Annotated in this window: 17 protein-coding genes; 13 read left to right on the top strand and 4 right to left on the bottom strand. The window is 66.1% G+C overall.

Annotation, left to right across the window (positions count from 1 at the left end; translation table 11 throughout):
• Window positions 1-47: 47 nt before the first annotated feature.
• Entirely contained in the window at window positions 48-2,339 is a 2,292-nt protein-coding gene (locus L879_RS0109210; protein ID WP_027315850.1) for an NADP-dependent malic enzyme, read from the bottom strand.
• 144 nt (window positions 2,340-2,483) lie between these two features.
• Between L879_RS0109210 and mutS the strand changes: the two genes are divergently transcribed.
• The 3 genes from mutS (at window position 2,484) to olsB (ending at window position 7,943) form a co-directional block, all read left to right on the top strand.
• The gene (gene mutS / locus L879_RS0109205) at window positions 2,484-5,210 is read left to right on the top strand and encodes a DNA mismatch repair protein MutS (RefSeq protein ID WP_027315849.1); all 2,727 of its coding nucleotides are present in this window, start codon (window positions 2,484-2,486) and stop codon (window positions 5,208-5,210) included.
• 93 nt (window positions 5,211-5,303) lie between these two features.
• The gene (locus tag L879_RS0109200) at window positions 5,304-6,842 is read left to right on the top strand and encodes a YifB family Mg chelatase-like AAA ATPase (protein WP_027315848.1); all 1,539 of its coding nucleotides are present in this window, start codon (window positions 5,304-5,306) and stop codon (window positions 6,840-6,842) included.
• Window positions 6,843-7,016: 174 nt separating this feature from the next.
• Window positions 7,017-7,943: a l-ornithine N(alpha)-acyltransferase gene (olsB, locus tag L879_RS0109195; protein ID WP_027315847.1), complete on the top strand. Its 927-nt coding sequence runs from the start codon at window positions 7,017-7,019 to the stop codon at window positions 7,941-7,943.
• On the opposite strand, the gene queG is transcribed toward olsB, so the two are convergent.
• Together queG and L879_RS24240 are read right to left on the bottom strand one after the other, a co-directional pair.
• Window positions 7,944-9,080 carry a tRNA epoxyqueuosine(34) reductase QueG gene (queG, locus tag L879_RS21075; protein WP_051435196.1) on the bottom strand — a complete coding sequence of 379 codons (1,137 nt, stop codon included), beginning with the start codon at window positions 9,078-9,080 and terminating at the stop codon, window positions 7,944-7,946.
• Between the two features lie 11 nt (window positions 9,081-9,091).
• Window positions 9,092-9,784 (bottom strand): glutathione S-transferase family protein, encoded by a 693-nt coding sequence (locus tag L879_RS24240; RefSeq protein ID WP_027315846.1) that lies wholly within the window; start codon window positions 9,782-9,784, stop codon window positions 9,092-9,094.
• Between the two features lie 178 nt (window positions 9,785-9,962).
• Here L879_RS24240 and L879_RS0109180 point away from each other — a divergent pair, with 178 nt between their 5' ends.
• Window positions 9,963-10,760 carry an undecaprenyl-diphosphate phosphatase gene (locus L879_RS0109180; RefSeq protein ID WP_027315845.1) on the top strand — a complete coding sequence of 266 codons (798 nt, stop codon included), beginning with the start codon at window positions 9,963-9,965 and terminating at the stop codon, window positions 10,758-10,760.
• 42 nt (window positions 10,761-10,802) lie between these two features.
• Here the strand turns inward: L879_RS0109180 and nth are convergent, their stop codons facing one another.
• Window positions 10,803-11,546, bottom strand: a complete 744-nt coding sequence (gene nth, locus L879_RS0109175) for an endonuclease III (RefSeq protein ID WP_027315844.1) — start codon at window positions 11,544-11,546, stop codon at window positions 10,803-10,805.
• A gap of 20 nt (window positions 11,547-11,566) precedes the next feature.
• Between nth and L879_RS0109170 the strand changes: the two genes are divergently transcribed.
• From L879_RS0109170 to L879_RS0109130, 9 genes are all read left to right on the top strand, one after another.
• Window positions 11,567-12,076 carry a DUF2244 domain-containing protein gene (locus tag L879_RS0109170; RefSeq protein ID WP_027315843.1) on the top strand — a complete coding sequence of 170 codons (510 nt, stop codon included), beginning with the start codon at window positions 11,567-11,569 and terminating at the stop codon, window positions 12,074-12,076.
• Between the two features lie 111 nt (window positions 12,077-12,187).
• Window positions 12,188-13,093 (top strand): methylated-DNA--[protein]-cysteine S-methyltransferase, encoded by a 906-nt coding sequence (locus tag L879_RS0109165; RefSeq protein WP_027315842.1) that lies wholly within the window; start codon window positions 12,188-12,190, stop codon window positions 13,091-13,093.
• 356 nt (window positions 13,094-13,449) lie between these two features.
• Window positions 13,450-15,363, top strand: a complete 1,914-nt coding sequence (gene dnaK / locus L879_RS0109160) for a molecular chaperone DnaK (RefSeq protein ID WP_027315841.1) — start codon at window positions 13,450-13,452, stop codon at window positions 15,361-15,363.
• A gap of 81 nt (window positions 15,364-15,444) precedes the next feature.
• Window positions 15,445-15,570, top strand: a complete 126-nt coding sequence (locus tag L879_RS24475; protein ID WP_275944455.1) for a hypothetical protein — start codon at window positions 15,445-15,447, stop codon at window positions 15,568-15,570.
• Between the two features lies 1 nt (window position 15,571).
• Window positions 15,572-16,717 carry a molecular chaperone DnaJ gene (gene dnaJ, locus L879_RS0109150; RefSeq protein ID WP_027315840.1) on the top strand — a complete coding sequence of 382 codons (1,146 nt, stop codon included), beginning with the start codon at window positions 15,572-15,574 and terminating at the stop codon, window positions 16,715-16,717.
• 183 nt (window positions 16,718-16,900) lie between these two features.
• Window positions 16,901-17,524: a class I SAM-dependent methyltransferase gene (locus L879_RS0109145; protein ID WP_027315839.1), complete on the top strand. Its 624-nt coding sequence runs from the start codon at window positions 16,901-16,903 to the stop codon at window positions 17,522-17,524.
• A gap of 8 nt (window positions 17,525-17,532) precedes the next feature.
• A complete protein-coding gene (gene pyrF / locus L879_RS0109140; protein ID WP_027315838.1) occupies window positions 17,533-18,261 on the top strand; it encodes an orotidine-5'-phosphate decarboxylase in 729 nt (242 codons plus the stop codon).
• Between the two features lie 54 nt (window positions 18,262-18,315).
• Entirely contained in the window at window positions 18,316-18,603 is a 288-nt protein-coding gene (locus tag L879_RS0109135; RefSeq protein WP_027315837.1) for a DUF1330 domain-containing protein, read from the top strand.
• 3 nt (window positions 18,604-18,606) lie between these two features.
• Entirely contained in the window at window positions 18,607-18,909 is a 303-nt protein-coding gene (locus L879_RS0109130; RefSeq protein WP_027315836.1) for a DUF1330 domain-containing protein, read from the top strand.
• The last annotated feature ends 50 nt before the right edge of the window (window positions 18,910-18,959 follow it).

Below are 18,959 nucleotides of genomic sequence, written 5' to 3'. Positions count from 1 at the left end.
CGCAGCGCCGTTGCATTCCTCGGGCGCTGCGCTCATGCGGCGGCTGTTCAGCCGCCGATGTTGTAGGCTGCGAGCGCCGCCATGTTGACGATATCGCTGTCGGTCGCCCCCAAGGACACGACCTGCACCGGCTTGTCGAGACCGACGATCAGCGGCCCCAGAACCATCGCACCGCCCAGCTCCTGCAGCATCTTGGTCGAGATGGAAGCGGAGTGGAAGGCCGGCATGACGAGCACGTTCGCCGGTTCCGTCAGCCGGCAGAAGGGATACTGCGCCATGGCGTCCCGATTGAGCGCCAAGTCCGCCGCCATCTCGCCGTCATACTCGAAATCGACGCGCATGCCGTCCAGGATCCGCACGGCCTCCTGAATCTTCTCCGCACGCTCCGCCTTGGGATGCCCGAAGCTCGAGAAAGACAGAAGCGCCACGCGCGGCTCGTAGCCGAGACGCCGTGCGACGCCCGCGGCCTCGATGGCGATTTCCGCCAGTTCAGGCGCGCTGGGCATTTCATGGAGGGCCGTATCGGCCACCAGAACCGTGCGCCCGCGGGCAAGGCAGAGCGAGACGCCGATCACGCGATGACCGGGCTTGGCGTCGATCACATGCCGCACGTCGGCGAGCGCCGTCGAGAAGTTGCGGGTTGCGCCCGTCACCATGGCATCCGCATCGCCGAGCGCCACCATGGAAGCGGCGAAGTGGTTGCGGTCCTGATTGATCATGCGCTGGCAGTCGCGGAACAGGTAACCCTTGCGCTGCAGGCGCTCGTAGAGGAACTGCGCATAGGTCGCGTTGCGATTGGAGAGACGCGCATTGTGGATCTCGATGCCCTCGCGGCCCTCGAGATCGATGCCCGCTTGCGCGGCAGTCTCATGGATGCGGTCCTCGCGGCCGACGAGGATGGCCTTGCCCAGGCCCTGGTTGACAAAGGACAGGGCGGCGCGGATCACCTGCTCCTCCTCGCCTTCGGCGAAGACAACGCGCTTCGGGAACTTGCGCACACGCTCGAAGATCCGGTTGAGCGTTCCGGCCACGGGATCGCGCCGCGCGGAGAGCTGCGCCTTGTAGGCGCGCATGTCGACGATCGGACGGCGCGCGACGCCGGTGTCCATCGCCGCCTGCGCGACCGCCATGGGGATGGTGTGGATGAGCCGCGGATCGAAGGGCACGGGAATGATGTATTCCCGTCCGAAGCGCGGACGGGAGCCCTGATAGGCGGCCGCCACCTCGTCGGGCACGTCCTCGCGGGCGAGATTCGCGAGAGCCTGAGCGGCGGCGACCTTCATCTCCATGTTGATGGTGGTGGCCTGAACGTCGAGGGCTCCGCGGAAGATATAGGGAAAGCCGAGAACGTTGTTGACCTGGTTCGGATAATCCGAGCGGCCCGTGGCGATGATGACGTCGTCGCGGATGCGGGCCACTTCCTCCGGCGTGATTTCCGGGTCGGGATTGGCCATGGCGAAGATGATCGGGTTCTCCGCCATGGAGCGGATCATCTCGTCCGTGAAGGCGCCCTTGGCCGAGAGGCCGAACACCGCATCCGCCCCTTTCAGGGCATCCGCCAGGGTGCGCGCGTCGGTATCGGCCGCATGCGCCGATTTCCACTGGTTCATGCCCTCGGTGCGGCCTTTGTAGATCACGCCCTTGGTATCGCAGAGAATGACGTTGTTCGGGGCAAAACCCATCGCCTTCAGAAGCTCGGTGCAGGCGATGCCGGCTGCACCCGCGCCGTTCACCACGAGCTTGGTCTTCGCCATGTCGCGGCCCGTCAGATGCAGCGCATTGATGAGACCCGCCGCCGCGATGATCGCCGTGCCGTGCTGGTCGTCATGAAAGACGGGAATGTCCATCAGCTCCCGCAGGCGCTGCTCGATGATAAAGCATTCGGGCGCCTTGATGTCCTCGAGGTTGATGCCGCCGAAGGAGGGACCGAGATAGCGCACGCAGTTGACGAAGGTGTCGGCATCTTCCGTATCGACCTCGAGATCGATGGAATCCACGTCCGCGAAGCGCTTGAAGAGCACCGACTTGCCTTCCATCACCGGCTTCGAGGCGAGCGCGCCGAGATTGCCGAGACCGAGGATCGCCGTGCCGTTCGAGATCACCGCCACCATGTTGGAGCGGGTGGTGTAGTCGAAGGCCGCGGAAGGGTTCTCGGCGATGGCGAGCACCGGCACCGCGACGCCCGGCGAATAGGCCAGGGACAGGTCGCGCTGGGTCGCCATGGGCTTGGTCGGGACGACCTCGAGCTTGCCGGGGCGGCCTTGGGCGTGAAACTGCAGCGCCTCCTGGTCGGTGAAGGTGGGGCGCTTGCGGCGGCTGGGGCGCTGATCGTCTGTCATGGGAGCGGTTACTTATGATGGGCGTTTCCAAGGGGATGCGACCTTAAGACATAGGACCCACCTACCTCAAGACTTGTCCACATCCGCATTTTCGGACCCCATGACACGGGTGAAAGCATCCCTGGGCTTTGCTAAACAGGGGGGATGTCGTCCCAAGCCGCCTATCACGCCCCTGAAAGCCTCGAGCCGAACGCCTCCGCCGTGTCCAAGCCCGCTCAGGACAGTCGCGTCACGCCCATGATGGCGCAGTACATCGAGATCAAGGCCGCCAATCCTGACAGCCTGCTCTTCTACCGCATGGGCGATTTCTATGAGCTGTTCTTCGAGGATGCGGAGATCGCAAGCCAGGCGCTCGGCATCGTCCTGACCAAGCGCGGCAAGCATCTGGGGCAGGACATCCCCATGTGCGGCGTGCCCGTGGAGCGGGCCGACGACTATCTCCAGCGTCTCATCGGCCTCGGCCATCGTGTCGCCGTCTGCGAGCAGACCGAGGACCCGGCGGAGGCGAAGAAGCGAGGCTCGAAATCGGTGGTGCGCCGCGACGTGGTGCGTCTCGTCACGCCGGGAACGATCACCGAGGAGCGCCTGCTGGAGCCGGGACGGGCCAATTATCTCCTGGCCATCGCCCGACGCCGGGCCTCCGACACGCATTGGTGCTACGGTCTTGCCGCCGTGGACATATCCACAGGTCATTTCGCCTTAAGCGAGACGGATGGCGCCGGCCTCTCGGCCGAGATCGCCCGGTTCGAGCCCCGCGAGATCCTGGTTCCGGACGTGATTCATGACGATCCGGAGCTGAAGAGCTTCTGGCAGGAGACCCGGGCCTCGATCACGCCCCTCTCCCGCGAGGGGCTCGATCCGGCCTCCGCCGAGCGGCGGCTGAAGGATTATTTCGGGGTCGCCACGCTCGATGCCTTCGGCGCTTTCAGCCCGGCCGAGATCACGGCGGCGGGCAGCGCCCTGTTCTATATCGAGAAAACCCAGATCGACAGCCGCCCGGCGCTCAACCCGCCTTCCCGCGACACGGCCGGAGCGGCGCTCGCCATCGACGCGGCGACCCGCGCCAACCTGGAACTGACCCGCACCCTCTCGGGCGAGCGGGCAGGCAGCCTGCTCGCCACCATCGACTGCACGGTGACGCCGGGCGGCGCCCGGCTTCTGGCCGAGCGGCTGGCCGGTCCCCTCACCCATCCGGGCCGGATTCGCGACCGGCAGGATGCCGTTGCGGCGCTCGTCGAGAACGGCGATCTGCGCGACCGGCTGCGGCGCATCCTCAAGCGCTCGCCCGACCTCGCCCGCGCGCTCTCGCGCCTGAGCCTGGGGCGTGGGGGCCCAAGAGATCTCGCCTGCGTGCGCGACGGGCTTTTCGCGGCGCGCGAACTCGGCCTCGAACTCGCCATCGCCCCCGATCTGCCGAGGGAGCTGTCCGAGGCGGCTCAAACGCTGCAGCGCCTGCGCACGGATGTGGCCGACAGGCTCGCGGCGGCGCTCACCGACGAATTGCCCCTGCTCAAGCGCGACGGCGGCTTCATTCGCGCGGGCTTCGATTCCAGCCTCGACGAGCTGCGCGAGCTGCAGCAGGATTCCCGCCGCTTCATCGCGGCCCTCCAGGCGCGCTATGCCACCGAAACCGGCTGCCGGACCCTGCGCGTCAAGCACAACCACATGATCGGCTATTTCGTGGAGGTGCCGCAGAATGTGGGCGAGGACCTGCTGAAGGAGCCGTGGAAGGACACCTTCGTCCACCGCCAGACCATGGCGGGCGCCATGCGCTTCTCGACCCTGGAGCTCGGCGAGCTGGAATCGAAGATCGCCTCCGCTGCCGACCGGGCGCTGAAGATCGAGCTCGCCCTCTTCGACGACATGGTGCAGGCGCTGCTCGACCTTACGGCGGACATCGCCGCGGCCGCCGCGGCCATCGCCGTCATCGACGTGACCGCGGCGCTCGCCGACCTCGCCATGCGTCTCGACTGGACGCGCCCCGTAATCGATACCGGCCTCGCCTTCACCATCAGGGGCGGCCGGCACCCTGTCGTGGAGGCCGCCCTCAAGCGTGAGGGCGTTCCGTTCATCGCCAACGATTCGGACCTCTCCGGCAAGGAAGCCGGGCATATCCTGCTCATCACCGGCCCGAACATGGGCGGTAAATCGACCTATCTGCGCCAGAACGCCCTGATCGTCGTGCTGGCCCAGATGGGTTCCTACGTGCCCGCGAAGGAAGCGCATATCGGCATCGTCGACCGGCTCTTCTCCCGCGTCGGCGCAGCCGACGATCTGGCGCGGGGCCGCTCGACCTTCATGGTCGAGATGGTGGAAACCGCCGCCATCCTCAACCAGGCGACCTCCCGCTCGCTCGTCATCCTCGACGAGATTGGCCGCGGCACGGCGACCTTCGACGGCCTGTCCATCGCCTGGGCCGCCATCGAGCACCTGCACGAGACGAACCGCTGCCGCGCCCTGTTCGCGACCCACTTCCACGAATTGACGGCGCTGGCCGAGCGGATGCCGCGCATTTCCAATGCAACCCTGAAGGTCACCGAATGGAACGGCGAGGTTGTGTTCCTGCACGAAGTCGTGCCGGGAGCCGCCGACCGCTCCTACGGCCTCCAGGTGGCGCGTCTCGCCGGGCTGCCGGCGGCCGTCGTCGAGCGGGCGAAGACGATCCTGAGCGAATTGGAGCGCTCCGACCGCGAAACCCCGAAGCGGGCGCTCCTCGACGACCTGCCCCTCTTCGCCGTTCCCGTCCGCAACGACCCCGCTCCGGCTCCGAAGACGGATTCCCTGCGCGAGGCGCTCGATGCGCTCGATCCCGACCAGATGACGCCACGGGAGGCGCTCGACGCGCTCTACCGGCTCAAGGCCCAGAGATAGAGGCGTTCACAGCCTCTGCGCAAAAGTCAGCGCAACACTATCGCGTTGCAAAAGGCCAAGCTAAACTTGAACCATCACCGGAGGTTCAGGCGGATGGTCACGCGCGTTTCCACTGTTGCGTTCGAAGGAATCGAGGCGCGCGCGGTCGACGTGCAGGTGCAGATTTCTCCCGGAACGGTAGCCTTCACCATCGTCGGCCTGCCGGACAAGGCCGTGGCGGAATCCCGCGAAAGGGTGCGCTCCGCCCTCATCGCCTCGGGCCTCGCCCTGCCGGCCAAGCGCATCACGGTCAATCTCGCCCCCGCCGATTTGCCGAAGGAGGGCAGCCATTACGACCTTCCCATCGCGCTCGGCGTCATGGCCGCCATCGGGGCCATCCCCCCGGACGCGCTGAACGGATTCACGGTGCTGGGCGAGCTGGCGCTCGACGGCTCGATCACGGCGGTGGCGGGAGCGCTGCCTGCCGCCATGGCTGCCTATGAACGCGAGCACGGGCTGATCTGCCCCGAAGCCTGCGGGTCGGAGGCGGCCTGGGCGGGCAGCGACATCGAGATCCTGGCTCCGCGTTCGCTGATCCAGCTCGCCAACCATTTCAAGGGGACCCAGGTCATGGCGCGGCCCGAGCCCGCCATCATGCCCGCTTCCGGCGCCCTGCCCGACCTCAGGGACATCAAGGGGCAGGAAAGCGCCAAGCGCACGCTCGAAATCGCGGCCGCCGGCGCCCACAACCTCCTGATGAACGGGCCGCCCGGCGCGGGCAAATCCATGCTGGCCCAACGCCTGCCCTCCATCCTGCCGCCGCTCTCGCCGCGGGAGCTCCTGGAGGTCTCGATGATCCAGTCGGTGGCTGGCCTCCTGGCGGATGGGGCCCTTTCCAATCGCCGCCCGTTCCGGGCTCCCCATCACTCGGCCTCCATGGCAGCGCTCGTCGGCGGAGGGCTCAATGCCCGGCCGGGCGAGGCGTCGCTCGCCCATCACGGGGTGCTTTTTCTCGACGAATTGCCGGAGTTCCAGCCCCAGGTGCTGGATTCCCTGAGGCAGCCGCTCGAGGCGGGAGAGATCCTGATCGCCCGGGCCAATCACCGGGTCACCTATCCGGCCCGTTTCCAGCTCGTCGCCGCCATGAATCCATGCCGCTGCGGGCAGGCGACCGAGCCCGGCTATGTCTGCCGCCGCCAGCCGAACGAGCGCTGCATCGCGCAGTATCAGGCCCGCCTCTCGGGTCCGCTGCTCGACCGGATCGACCTCTCGATCGACGTTCCGGCCGTCACGGCCGCCGACCTCATTCTTCCGGCCCCGTCGGAAGGCTCCGCCGAGGTCGCTGCCCGGGTGGCCCAGGCGCGCGAGCGCCAGGCGAGGCGCTATGCGGCCCTGAAGCTCGACGGCGTCACTACCAATGCCGCCTGCCCCCCGGCCATCCTGGAGGAGGTCGCTCAGCCCGATTCCGACGGCCTGACCCTCATCCGCGACGCCGCCAATGCCATGCGCCTGTCCGCGCGGGGTTTTCACAGGGTTCTGAAAGTGGGCCGGACGCTCGCCGATCTCGACGGGGACGACCGCGTCCGCCGCATTCACATCGCGGAAGCCCTGTCCTACCGCAGTCATGCCGACCGGCGGCCAGTAGCGGCTTGAGCCAACGCAATGCCAGCTTGACCGTTTCCTGTTAAAGGCCGATCGCCTTCGATATTTTCCCCCGGCGCACTGATGTTTTCTGTCACAAAACAGTTTGAAACAGGTCTTATGCCGGGACGAAGCGGGCTGGCGCCAAAAGACCAGTCGCCTGAGACAGGACCCAGCGAGACAGCAATGACACTTTCCCAGTTCAACGAAGCGGCCCCTGCTCCGATAGGTTTGCGCCCGCACGGCCTGAACAAGTTTATCCCCGGCGCCGACCGAATCGTCCGGGATTACGGCAGTCTCGATCCCGTTCTCGGCCGGATCGGCTCCCTCGAAGTGCGCCTCGCGACCACCGCCAAGGAGATCAGGCGCGCCCAGCGGCTGCGTTTCAAGGTTTTCTACGAGGAAATGTCGGCGGCTCCCAACGGAGCGGCCCTGCTCTCGCGCCGGGACGTGGATCCCTACGACGCCATCTGCGACCATCTCCTCGTCCTTGACCATGACGTGAAGCGCAAGCCCTTCCGCCCGGCCAAGCCCAAGGTGGTGGGCACCTACCGCCTGCTCCGCCAGGATGTAGCCGACCGCCACGGCGGGTTCTACACGAAGGGCGAATACGACATCGCCCCCCTGCTGAAGGCGCATCCCGATCTACGCTTTCTCGAGCTCGGCCGCTCCTGCGTGCTCAAGCCCTATCGCAACAAGCGCACGGTCGAGCTCCTGTGGCATGGCATCTGGGCTTATGTCCTGCATCACCGGATCGACGTGATGATGGGCTGCGCCAGCCTGGAAGGCACGGACCCCCGCGAACTGGCGCTTCCGCTGAGCTTCCTGCACCACTACGCCGCGGCGCCGGCCGCGTGGCAGGCCCGCGCCCTGCCCAAACGCTTCACGGCCATGGACATCCTGCCCAAGGAGGCCATCGACCCGAAGGCCGCCCTTCACGCCCTTCCGCCGCTGATCAAGGGATATCTGCGCCTCGGCGCGACCTTCGGCACGGGTGCGGTGGTCGACCGTCAGTTCGGCACCACGGACGTGCTCGTCGTCCTGCCCGTCTCGGCCATCAACCCGCGCTACATCGTCCATTTCGGCCCGACCGCGAACCGTCACGCCGCCTGATCAGGACGAGCCTGCAGCCTCCGCGGCCGACGCCAGCGCCCGCCGCCATTCCGCGCGCACGTCCGCGTCGCTCTCCCGCTCCTGCCGCCCCTCCGCATGCGAGGCAACGTCCTCGATCGGGAGCAACCGTGAGAGCGCCCAGACGGCCATGGCGCGCACGAGCGGCGAAGCGTCGTCCAGCAGGCGTTCGGCCTCTCCGGCAAGGCCCGCTTCGCCCGAGTTGCCGATGGCGATCAGCACGTTGCGGACGAACCGGTCGCGGCCGGTGCGCTTGACCGGCGTTCCGGAAAACCGGGTGCGAAAGGCGGGATCGTCGAGCCGGGCGAGTTCCTCCAGCGGCAGAGCCGTCAGGTCCTCCCGCTGCACGAGGCGTGCCTCGCGTCCGGCTTGAGCGAACTTGTTCCAGGGGCAGACCGCCAGGCAATCGTCGCAGCCAAAGATACGGTTGCCGATGCCGGGACGCAGCTCTTCGGGAATATGCCCCTTATGCTCGATGGTAAGATAGGAGATGCAACGGCGGGCATCGAGCCGGTAGGGCGCGGGAAAGGCCCCGGTCGGGCAGATGTCGAGGCAGCGGCGGCAGGAGCCGCAATGGTCCCGCTCCGGCTCGTCGGCGGGCAGATCCGCAGTGGTGAAGATGGCGCCCAGGAAGAGCCAGTTTCCGAAGTCGCGGGAGACGACGACCGTGTGCTTGCCCTGCCAGCCGAGCCCCGCCGCCTCCGCCAGCGGCTTTTCCATCACCGGGGCGGTATCGACGAAAACCTTCACATCCGACGAGGCCCTGGCGGCGAGAAAGCCAGCCGCTTCCTTGAGCTTGCCCTTGATCACATCGTGATAATCGCGATTACGGGCATAGACCGAGATATAGCCCCGGTCCCTGCGGGCGAGTTCGGCAAGCGGGTTTTCGCGGGGGCCGTAATTGAGCCCGAGCAGGATGACGCTGCGCACCTCCGGCCAGAGGCTGCGCGGATCGGCGCGGCGCTCCGCCGTGTCGGCCATCCAGTCCATGGAGCCGTGACAGCCGGCCTCCAGCCAGGCCTTGAGCCGCTCCGGCGCCAGCGGGATCGAATCGGGCCGCGCGACGCGGATCGCATCGAAGCCGAGAGCCCTGGCGCGCTCCGTGAAGGCGCGCTTCAGGGCCTCGCCGTCTAGAAGTCCAGGTTGTCGTAATGGTCCGCCGGGGCCATGCCCGGCACCCGGTCCGCCAGGAGCGCGCGAAACGACGGCCGGGACTTGATCCTGGCGTACCAGAGCTTCGCTGTCTCGTCCTCGTTCCATGGCACGTCGCCGAGATAATCCACCACCGACAGATGGGCGGCCGCCGCCAGATCCGCATAGGTCATCTGGTCGCCGGCCAGCCAATTCCGCTTGGAAATCAGAAAACCGATATATTTGAGGTGGTATCGCACATTGGTCTGGGCAGCGCGAATCGCCCCCATATCCGGCGGCCCCCCTCCCAGCTCGCCCGGCATGAAACGCTTATAGATCTTTTCCGTGGCGAGGTAGTCCGAGACCTCACCGTGAAACTTGACCAGGAACCAGTCGAGCAGGCGCCGCACCTCCACGCGCTGCCCGAGTTCCTGCGGCAGGAAGCGGCGGTCCCTCAGATCCTCCCCGCGCGTCTCGTCCAGATATTCCGCAAGACAGGAAGGTCCCGCCACGGCAAGGCCGCTGTCGTCGATATAGAGGGGAAGGCTTCCGGCGGGATTGATCTCGAGAAAGGGGACGCGCCGGTCCCACGGCTTTTCCTCGACCACGTCCGGCTCAAGGCCGAGTTCCGCGAGAACAAGGCGCGCAAACCGCGACTGCGGGCAAAACGGATAAGAATGGAGGATGGCCATGAATTTATGAGAGACGCGAAACAGGCGGCGAGAATAAGGCCGTGCTTCGTTAAGGGTTGGTAAGGAATAATGGTGAATCTCATGTCCGTGATGCAATAGGGTCACGCCGGCAGCGCAAACCTTGCTTGACAGGCATGGGATGCTCCCGCATCTGGCGCCGTTCTCAGGATTTTCAACGATGTCGCAACTCATCGAGGCGCTGTTCCTGGGCCTCATCGAAGGCCTGACGGAATTCCTTCCCGTCTCCTCCACCGGCCACCTGCTCCTCGTCGGCCATTTCCTCGGCTTCGAGTCCACGGGCAAGACCTTCGAGGTCCTGATCCAGCTCGGCGCGATCCTGGCGATCCTGTCGGTCTACTTCAATAAGCTGTGGTCCATCGCCAAGGCCCTGCCGCACGATCCGATGGCGCGCCACTTCGTCATCGGCGTCCTGGTGGCCTTCCTGCCCGCGGCCCTGATCGGCGCGGTGCTGCACGGCTTCATCAAGGAAGTGCTCTTCGATCCCTGGATCGTCTGCATCACGCTCATCGTCGGCGGCTTCATCCTTCTCGCCATCGACCGGCTTCCCCTGGAAGGGACCAAGACCGACGCAACGCGGTTTCCGCTTCCGATGTACTTCAAGATCGGCCTGCTGCAATGCGCGGCGATGATCCCCGGCGTGTCGCGCTCGGGCGCGACCATCGTCGGCGCCATGCTGATGGGCGCGTCCAAACGGGCGGCGGCGGAGTTCTCGTTCTTCCTCGCCATGCCCACCATGGCGGGCGCCTTCACCTACGACCTTCTGAAGAACTACAAGATCCTCTCGGCCGACGACGCCGTGATCATCGTGGCCGGTTTCCTCTCCGCCTTCGTGGCGGCCCTGCTCGTGGTGAAGCTGCTCCTCGACTACGTCTCGCGCCACGGCTTCACGCCCTTCGCCTATTGGCGCATCCTCGTGGGCGTCGCGGGGCTCGCGGGGCTGCTCGTCTACGGGTGAGCCGAAAGGCCGCCCGCGCCATCCCGGCCGTGGGCGACCTTCTTATGGAATCGTCTTGTCCGGGTAGCGGCACAGGTCGTTGATCGGGCAGCGCCAGCATTCCGGCTTGCGCGCCTTGCAGATGTACCGGCCATGCAGGATGAGCCAGTGATGGGCGTGGAGCCGGTACGCGTCCGGGATCAGCTTTTCGAGCGCCTCCTGCGTCTCCAGCGGTGTCCTGGTGATCGCGAGCGGGATGCGGTTGGTAACCCGGAAAATATGCGTGTCGACGGCGATGCGCGGATCGCCGAAGGCGATGTTGACCACGACGCTCGCGGTCTTGCGCCCTACCCCCGGCAGGGTTTCGAGAACCTCGACGGAGTTGGGCACCTTGCCGCCGAACTCATCCACCAAACGCCGCGACATCGCGATCACGTTCTTCGCCTTCGTGTTGAAGAAGTTCAGGGTCTTGATGCGCTCCTTCAAGCCCTCCTCGCCCAGCGCCAGCATCTTCTGCGGCGTGTCGGCTACGGGAAAGAGATTGCGCGTCGCCTTGTTGACGCCGATATCGGTCGCTTGCGCCGAGAGCGCGACCGCCACGAGCAGTGTGTAGGGATTGGTGTGTTCCAGCTCTCCCTTGGGCTCCGGGTTGGCTGCGTGCAGGCGCCGGAAAATCTCGATCATCGTCGTCCGGTCGACCGGCTTCGGCGTGCGGGCGCGCAGGCTGCGGCCTACCGCCTTCGCAGGAACGGCAGGCTTGCGTTTCGACGGGGAAATGCGACGAGAGGTTTGCTTCAGTTCGGACATTTCTGCGTTATATCTGGACCATGGCCAGCAGCAAGGCGACATTCGACGGGACGGACCGGTTCGACCGACCGGTGTTCTCGGCCGTCATCCGCCCGCACCGGTCCTTGAGCCCGCAGGGTTTCAGGACCGTCATGACCCTCGTCTGCCTGATCTCGGTGGTGGCGAGCCTGCCTTTCCTCGTAATGGGCTTCTGGCCGGTGGCCGGTTTCTTCGGGCTCGATTTCCTCGGTCTCTACATCGCCTTCCGTGTCAGCTACCGGCAGGGCGAGGCCTTCGAACTGCTCGAACTGACGCCGCTCCGGCTCCTGTTCCGCAAGGTGAGCCCCAAGGGCGAGGTGAAGGACTGGCAGTTCAACCCTCTCTGGACCCGCATCGACCGGACGATCGACGACGAATACGGAGTGCAGCAGCTTTCCCTTGCCTCCCGCAACGAGCACGTGGTCATCGCCCGCGACCTCTCCCCGCCGGAGCGCGAGACCCTCGCCGAGGCGCTCGGGCGGGCCCTGGCGGACGTGAAGCGGGGCTATTGATTCGCAGGGGATTCCCGGTCTCCCTTTCCTGTGGCGCGCAGAAGGCCACCACAGAAATCGGGTGTCGCCTCCTCTTGGAACCTCCTAGAGTGCGCACAAGAGGAACACGCCATGCTCGATACCCTGCGCAACATCACCATCGAACCGGCTGCACTGACAGTTCCGGACGAACCCCACTCGGATTACGAGCGGGTGCGCCGGATCATTGCGTTCATCTCCGAGCGCTGGCGCGAGCAGCCCTCGCTGGAGGCCATCGCGGACCATGTGGGCCTGTCGACCACCCATGTGCACCACCTGTTCCGGCGCTGGGCGGGGCTGAGCCCGAAGGCCTTTCTCCAGGCGATCACGCTGGACAACGCCAAGGCGCTGCTGGCGGATTCGGCGAGCGTGCTCGACGCCACCTACGAGGTCGGGCTCTCGGGCCCGGCCCGGCTGCACGACCTCTTCATCACCCATGAGGCCATGACGCCCGGCGACTACAAGGCGGGCGGCCTGGGCCTCACCATGCGCTTCGGCTTTCACCCCTCCCCCTTCGGCGAGGCGGTGCTGATCGCGACGGATCGGGGCCTCGCGGGCCTCGGCTTCGTGGATGACGGCGACCGGCAGGCGGCCCTCCACGACCTGACCCGCCGCTGGCCCAAGGCAAGCTACATCGAGGACCAGGCCGCCACCGCCCCGCTGGCGAAGCGCATCTTCGACCCCTCCCGCTGGCAGGCGGAGCAGCCCCTGCGGGTCGTCCTGATCGGCACCGATTTCGAGGTCCGGGTCTGGCAGACCCTGCTGCGCATCCCCAGAGACCGGGCCACCACCTACTCCGACATCGCCCGCCACATCGGCAAGCCCGCCGCCTGCCGGGCGGTGGGCGCGGCGGTGGGCAAGAACCCGGTCTCCTTCGTAGTCCCCTGCCACCGGGTCCTCGGCCGCTCGGGCGCGCTCACCGGCTACCATTGGGGACTGACGCGCAAGCAGGCGATCCTGGGCTGGGAAGCGGGGCAGAGCCTGGGAGGGAGCAGGTAAAGAAGTATCATTCGCCATAGATTATTGCCGTCACGCCGAAGCCCCCAGGCTAGGCGCTCGACGAATGCTAAAGTCCGTTCCGGGGCGTGATTGCTGGCATGATACCCCATGATTAGAGAACCAGCCCCCGCCTGTTCCCTCATTGCAGGAATGCAACAGATCACCGCCCTGACCCCCTTCAGGCAAAACTACCCCTCAGGATCGACTTGCAGCGCTGAAAGCCCCTTCTTATATCAGCGCCAGAACAGGGCATGGCTCGGCTTGAGGCGGCCCTGTCCTTTAGTCATCAACATGTAAGCCATGGGCCGGGCTGCTTTTAGGGCTCGGCGGTCTGCTTGAAAGTGAGGGATCCCGCCATGGGTAAGGTCATCGGTATCGACCTCGGCACCACCAATTCCTGCGTCGCTGTCATGGAAGGCACGACGCCCAAAGTCATCGAAAACGCGGAAGGCGCCCGGACGACCCCGTCCATCGTGGCCTTCACGGACGAAGGCGAGCGCCTCGTCGGCCAGCCGGCCAAGCGCCAGGCGGTCACGAACCCGTCGCGCACCTTCTTCGCCATCAAGCGCCTGATCGGGCGCACCTTCGACGACCCCATGACCAAGAAGGACATGGGCCTCGTCCCGTACCACATCATCAAGGGACCGAACGGCGACGCCTGGGTCGAGGCCGACGGCAAGCAGTATTCGCCCTCGCAGATTTCCGCCTTCACCCTTCAGAAGATGAAGGAGACGGCCGAGTCCTATCTCGGGCAGCCGGTGACGCAGGCCGTCATCACGGTTCCGGCCTACTTTAACGACGCCCAGCGCCAGGCTACCAAGGACGCCGGCAAGATCGCCGGCCTCGAGGTCCTGCGCATCATCAACGAGCCGACCGCTGCGGCCCTGGCCTACGGCCTGGACAAGAAGCAATCCGGCATGATCGCGGTCTATGACCTCGGCGGCGGCACCTTCGACGTGTCCGTGCTCGAGATCGGCGACGGCGTGTTCGAGGTGAAGTCGACCAATGGCGACACCTTCCTCGGCGGCGAGGACTTCGACATGCGCCTCGTCGAGTACCTGGCGGCCGAGTTCAAGAAGGAGCAGGGCATCGACCTGACCAAGGACAAGCTCGCCCTCCAGCGCCTGAAGGAAGCCGCCGAGAAGGCCAAGATCGAGCTCTCCTCCGCGCAGCAGACCGAGATCAACCTGCCCTACATCACGGCGGATGCCTCCGGTCCGAAGCACCTCGCCCTCAAGCTGTCGCGCGCCAAGTTCGAGCAGCTCGTGGACGACCTGGTGCAGAAGACCATCGAGCCCTGCAAGAAGGCCCTCAAGGACGCCGGCATCTCCGCTGGCGACATCGACGAGGTGGTTCTCGTCGGCGGCATGACCCGCATGCCGAAGATCCAGGAAGTGGTGAAGACCTTCTTCGGCAAGGAGCCCCACAAGGGCGTGAACCCGGATGAGGTCGTGGCCATCGGCGCGGCGATCCAGGCGGGCGTGCTCCAGGGCGACGTGAAGGACGTTCTGCTCCTCGACGTGACCCCGCTGTCGCTCGGCATCGAGACGCTCGGCGGCGTGTTCACCCGCCTGATCGACCGCAACACGACGATCCCGACGAAGAAGAGCCAGGTGTTCTCGACCGCGGACGACAACCAGAATGCGGTGACCATCCGCGTCTTCCAGGGCGAGCGCGAAATGGCGGCGGACAACAAGCTGCTCGGCCAGTTCGACCTCGTGGGCATTCCGCCCGCCCCGCGCGGCGTGCCGCAGATCGAGGTGACCTTCGACATCGACGCGAACGGCATCGTGAACGTCACGGCGAAGGACAAGGCGACGGGCAAGGAGCACCAGATCCGCATCCAGGCATCCGGCGGCCTTTCCGAGGCCGACATCGAGAAGATGGTCAAGGACGCCGAGGCCCATGCCGAGGAAGACAAGAAGCGCCGCGAGCTCGTGGAGGCGAAGAACCAGGGCGAGAGCCTCGTTCACGCCACCGAGAAGTCGCTCACCGAGTACGGCGAGAAGGTCTCCGAAGCCGACAAGCAGGGCATCACGACCGCCATCGACGCGCTCAAGCAGGCGCTCGCCGGCGAGGACGCCGAGGTCATCAAGGCCCGCACCACGGACCTGATGCAGGCTTCCATGAAGCTCGGCGAGGCCATGTACGCGGCTCAGGCCGGCGCCGGCGAGGCGGGCCCTGAGGCAGGCGAAGAGCCCAAGAAGGACGACGTCATCGACGCCGACTTCCAGGAAGTCGACGAAGGCGACAAGAAGAAGCGCGCTTAAAAAACCCATGAGCGCACTTTGAGGAAATCGGCACCCGGCTTCATGTCCGGGTGCCGTTTTCATGATTGGAACAAGACAAGAATGACCGATCGACCCATCGCTTTGCACGCCGCGACGGACAAGGATGCCGGGGGCTTTGCCCTTGCGGCGCATGTGGAATGGACGGTCGGCATAACGGAGCGCACGGTCGCTCCCAGGGGCGCCTGACATGTCCAAGCGCGATTATTACGAGGTTCTCGGCGTCGCCAAGACGGCCACAGAGGCGGAGATGAAATCCGCCTTCCGCAAGCTCGCCATGCAGTATCACCCTGACCGCAACCCGGGCGACCATGAAGCCGAGGTGAAGTTCAAGGAAATCAACGAGGCCTATCAGACCCTTTCCGACACGCAGAAACGCGCGGCCTACGACCGCTACGGCCATGCGGCCTTTGCCAATGGCAGCGGCGGCGCGGGCGGACCCGGCTTCGGCGGCGACTTCTCCGACTTCATGTCGGACATCTTCGAGAATTTCTTCGGCGATGCGGGCGGGCGCGGGCGGGGCCGCTCTTCGGGCGGGCGCGAGCGCGGCGCGGACATGCGCTACAACCTCGAGATCACCCTCGACGAGGCCTTCCACGGCAAGACCGCCGAACTCAAGATTCCCACCGCCATCACCTGCGAAGCCTGCTCGGGGAGCGGCGCGAAGCCAGGCTCCAAGCCGAAGACCTGCCCCACCTGCGGCGGCGCAGGCCGGGTGCGGGCGACGCAAGGCTTCTTCTCCATCGAGCGCACCTGCCCCAACTGCCACGGGCGCGGCGAGGTGATCGACGATCCCTGCGGCTCCTGCGGCGGCGCGGGACGGGTGACGCGCGAACGCACGCTTTCCGTCAATATTCCGGCAGGCGTCGAGGACGGCACGCGCATCCGTCTCGCGGGCGAGGGCGAGGCGGGCCTGCGCGGCGGGCCCCCTGGCGACCTCTACATCTTCCTGTCCTTGAAGCCCCATCCGTTCTTCCAGCGCGACGGGGCAGACCTGTTCTGCCGCGTGCCGATCTCCATGGTGACGGCGGCGCTCGGCGGCGAGTTCAGCGTGCCGACCCTCGGCGGCTCGGAGGCCCTCGTTAAGGTTCCCGAAGGCACCCAGACCGGCAAGCAGTTCCGCCTCAAGGGCAAGGGCATGCCGGTTCTGCGCTCGCGGGACGTGGGCGACCTGTATATCCAGGTGGTCGTAGAGACGCCGCAGAAGCTCACCAAGCGCCAGCGCGAGCTCCTCATGGAGTTCGACCAGGAGTGTTCCAAGGAAAATCACCCGGAAAGTTCGGGCTTTTTCTCGCGATTCCGCGAGTTTCTCGACGGGTTGGGTGGATCGACTTAACTTGACGGTCGTTTTCTCAGCGCATCGTGCGGAAGGCGTGAATCCGGTTTTTCCGCTCTAGACGATGCGCCCTTTAAATGAGAAGCATCGGGCCGGTCCCAAAAGTGGCCCTCCATTTCTGGGACCGGTGCTCTAGGGTTCTCTACAGCCGACGTGATCCGCAAGATCGAGGGGTCTTCTTCAGTGCTTCAGTCGTCCCAACGGCCTACCGCCCGAAAAATCCCCCTCAAGAAGGATCGCTTCGAAGACGAGGCCCGCTTCCTGCGGTCCTGGCTCGAACGGCCCCTTGTCATCGGAGCGGTCACGCCCTCCGGCAAGATTCTGGCCCGGACCATGGCGTCCTACGTGGACCCGCGCATTCCCGGCCCGGTCGTCGAGCTCGGCCCCGGCACCGGCCCGGTGACCGATGCCCTGATCCGGCGCGGCGTGGCCCAGGAGCGGCTCGTCCTCATCGAGTACAACCCCGATTTCTGCCGACTCCTGAAGCGCCGCTTTCCGAAGGCGACGATCATCCAGGGCGATGCCTACGACCTGAAGGAAACGCTTTCCGGCATCCTGACGGAGCCCGCGGCCGCCACCGTGTCGAGCCTGCCCCTCTTCACGAAGCCCATGGACCAGCGCCTGGACCTTCTCGAAGCCGCGCAGGAGCTGATGCATCCCGGCGCCCCCTTCATCCAGTTCACCTATGCGGTCGTCCCGCCGATCCCGGCGCGCTCGCAAACCTACAAGGCCAGAGCCTCCAACCGGATCTGGCGCAACCTCCCCCCGGCCCGTGTCTGGGTCTACAACAAGGTCACAAGCCCATGAGCCCTGCGATGTCCCTCCCAACGAAGCCCGTTGCCGCAGGAGACATTCGCGACAAGCTCATCATCGGTCTCGATGTTCCCTCCGTCGAGGAGGCGCGCTCCCTTGTCGAGCGGATCGGGGATGCCGGCACCTTCTACAAGATCGGCTACCAGCTCGCCTATGCGGGCGGCTTCGCGTTCGCCCGCGAGCTGATCGACCAGGGCAAGAAGGTCTTTCTGGACCTCAAGCTCCACGACATCGGCAACACGGTGGAGGAAGGCGTGCGCTCCGTCGCGCGCCTCGGCGTCACGTTCCTGACCGTTCATGCCTATCCGCAGACCATGCGGGCAGCGGTGGCGGGCAGCGCCGGAACGGATCTGAAGATCCTCGCCGTGACGGTGCTCACGTCCTACGACGACGACGACCTCGTCGAGGCCGGTTATGCCCCGGTTCCGGCCGCGGAGCTCGTCGCCCGGCGCGCGCGGCAGGCCCGCGAGATCGGCATCGACGGCATCGTCTGCGCGGCGACGGAAGCTCAAGCCGTGCGCGCCGTCGTCGGCCCGGACCGCCTGATCGTCACCCCCGGCATCCGCCCGGCAGGAGCGGATGCGGGCGACCAGAAGCGCATCGTCACCCCGGCAGAGGGCATCCGGCTCGGCGCCGACCATCTCGTGGTGGCCCGCCCCATCGTGAAGGCTCCCGACCCGCGTGCCGCAGCTGAGGCGATCGTTCGGGAAATCGCTCAAGCGGCGGGTTGACGATCCGCCTCCCGTGGCGTTCGCTGCGGCGCCTGAAACCTCAGAGGAGCCCTCATGCCCAAAGGCTATGTCATTGCCCGTGTGACCGTCACCAATCCCGAGGCTTATGCCGAATATGCCAAGGGCGCGACCGAGGCGATCAGGAAGTACGGCGGCCGCCCTCTCGTGCGCGGCGGCGCCTATGAAGCGCTGGAGGGCGAGGCGCGTCCCCGCAACGTCGTCATCGAGTTCGACAGCGTGGAGCAGGCGAGAACCTATTATCATTCGCCGGAATACCAGGCCGCCAAGGCCAAGCGCGACGGTGCATGCGTGGCGGAATTCGTGCTCGTGGAAGGAGCCTGAACGATGAAGGGTTATTGGATCGGCCGCGTCGACGTCTCGAACCCGGATGCCTACCAGAACTATGTGAAGGCGAATGCCGTGCCGTTCGCAAAATACGGCGCCCGCTTCCTGGTGCGCGGCGGGGCCTACCGGGTCGCCGAAGGCGAGGCGCGCGCCCGCAACGTGGTGATCGAATTTCCGTCCTACGAAGCGGCCGTCGCGTGCTGGGACTCGCCTGAATACCAGGCCGCCAAGGCGGAGCGGGACGGCCATGCGGTGGCCGATATCATCATCATCGAGGGCTACGAGGGCCCGCAGCCGGGGTGACGGGCCGAAGCCTCCGCGCTTCTCAGCCTTCTTTTAAGCGGCTATACCCT

Origin of the sequence: Microvirga flocculans ATCC BAA-817, assembly GCF_000518665.1 — a bacterium.
GTDB classification, from domain to species: Bacteria; Pseudomonadota; Alphaproteobacteria; order Rhizobiales; family Beijerinckiaceae; genus Microvirga; species Microvirga flocculans.
This window is presented reverse-complemented; position numbering and strand designations above follow the sequence as displayed.

What these genes read in the sequence shown, in the direction of transcription:
- olsB (WP_027315847.1), top strand. Translation starts at nt 7,017, where the DNA reads ATGACACTTTCCCAGTTCAACGAAGCGGCCCCTGCTCCGATAGGTTTG.
- L879_RS0109180 (WP_027315845.1), top strand. Translation starts at nt 9,963, where the DNA reads ATGTCGCAACTCATCGAGGCGCTGTTCCTGGGCCTCATCGAAGGCCTG.
- L879_RS0109135 (WP_027315837.1), top strand. Translation starts at nt 18,316, where the DNA reads ATGCCCAAAGGCTATGTCATTGCCCGTGTGACCGTCACCAATCCCGAG.
- L879_RS0109165 (WP_027315842.1), top strand. Translation starts at nt 12,188, where the DNA reads ATGCTCGATACCCTGCGCAACATCACCATCGAACCGGCTGCACTGACA.
- L879_RS0109210 (WP_027315850.1), bottom strand. Translation starts at nt 2,339, where the DNA reads ATGACAGACGATCAGCGCCCCAGCCGCCGCAAGCGCCCCACCTTCACC.
- dnaJ (WP_027315840.1), top strand. Translation starts at nt 15,572, where the DNA reads ATGTCCAAGCGCGATTATTACGAGGTTCTCGGCGTCGCCAAGACGGCC.
- L879_RS24475 (WP_275944455.1), top strand. Translation starts at nt 15,445, where the DNA reads ATGACCGATCGACCCATCGCTTTGCACGCCGCGACGGACAAGGATGCC.
- pyrF (WP_027315838.1), top strand. Translation starts at nt 17,533, where the DNA reads ATGTCCCTCCCAACGAAGCCCGTTGCCGCAGGAGACATTCGCGACAAG.
- L879_RS0109130 (WP_027315836.1), top strand. Translation starts at nt 18,607, where the DNA reads ATGAAGGGTTATTGGATCGGCCGCGTCGACGTCTCGAACCCGGATGCC.
- nth (WP_027315844.1), bottom strand. Translation starts at nt 11,546, where the DNA reads ATGTCCGAACTGAAGCAAACCTCTCGTCGCATTTCCCCGTCGAAACGC.
- mutS (WP_027315849.1), top strand. Translation starts at nt 2,484, where the DNA reads ATGTCGTCCCAAGCCGCCTATCACGCCCCTGAAAGCCTCGAGCCGAAC.
- L879_RS0109200 (WP_027315848.1), top strand. Translation starts at nt 5,304, where the DNA reads ATGGTCACGCGCGTTTCCACTGTTGCGTTCGAAGGAATCGAGGCGCGC.
- L879_RS24240 (WP_027315846.1), bottom strand. Translation starts at nt 9,784, where the DNA reads ATGGCCATCCTCCATTCTTATCCGTTTTGCCCGCAGTCGCGGTTTGCG.
- dnaK (WP_027315841.1), top strand. Translation starts at nt 13,450, where the DNA reads ATGGGTAAGGTCATCGGTATCGACCTCGGCACCACCAATTCCTGCGTC.
- L879_RS0109170 (WP_027315843.1), top strand. Translation starts at nt 11,567, where the DNA reads ATGGCCAGCAGCAAGGCGACATTCGACGGGACGGACCGGTTCGACCGA.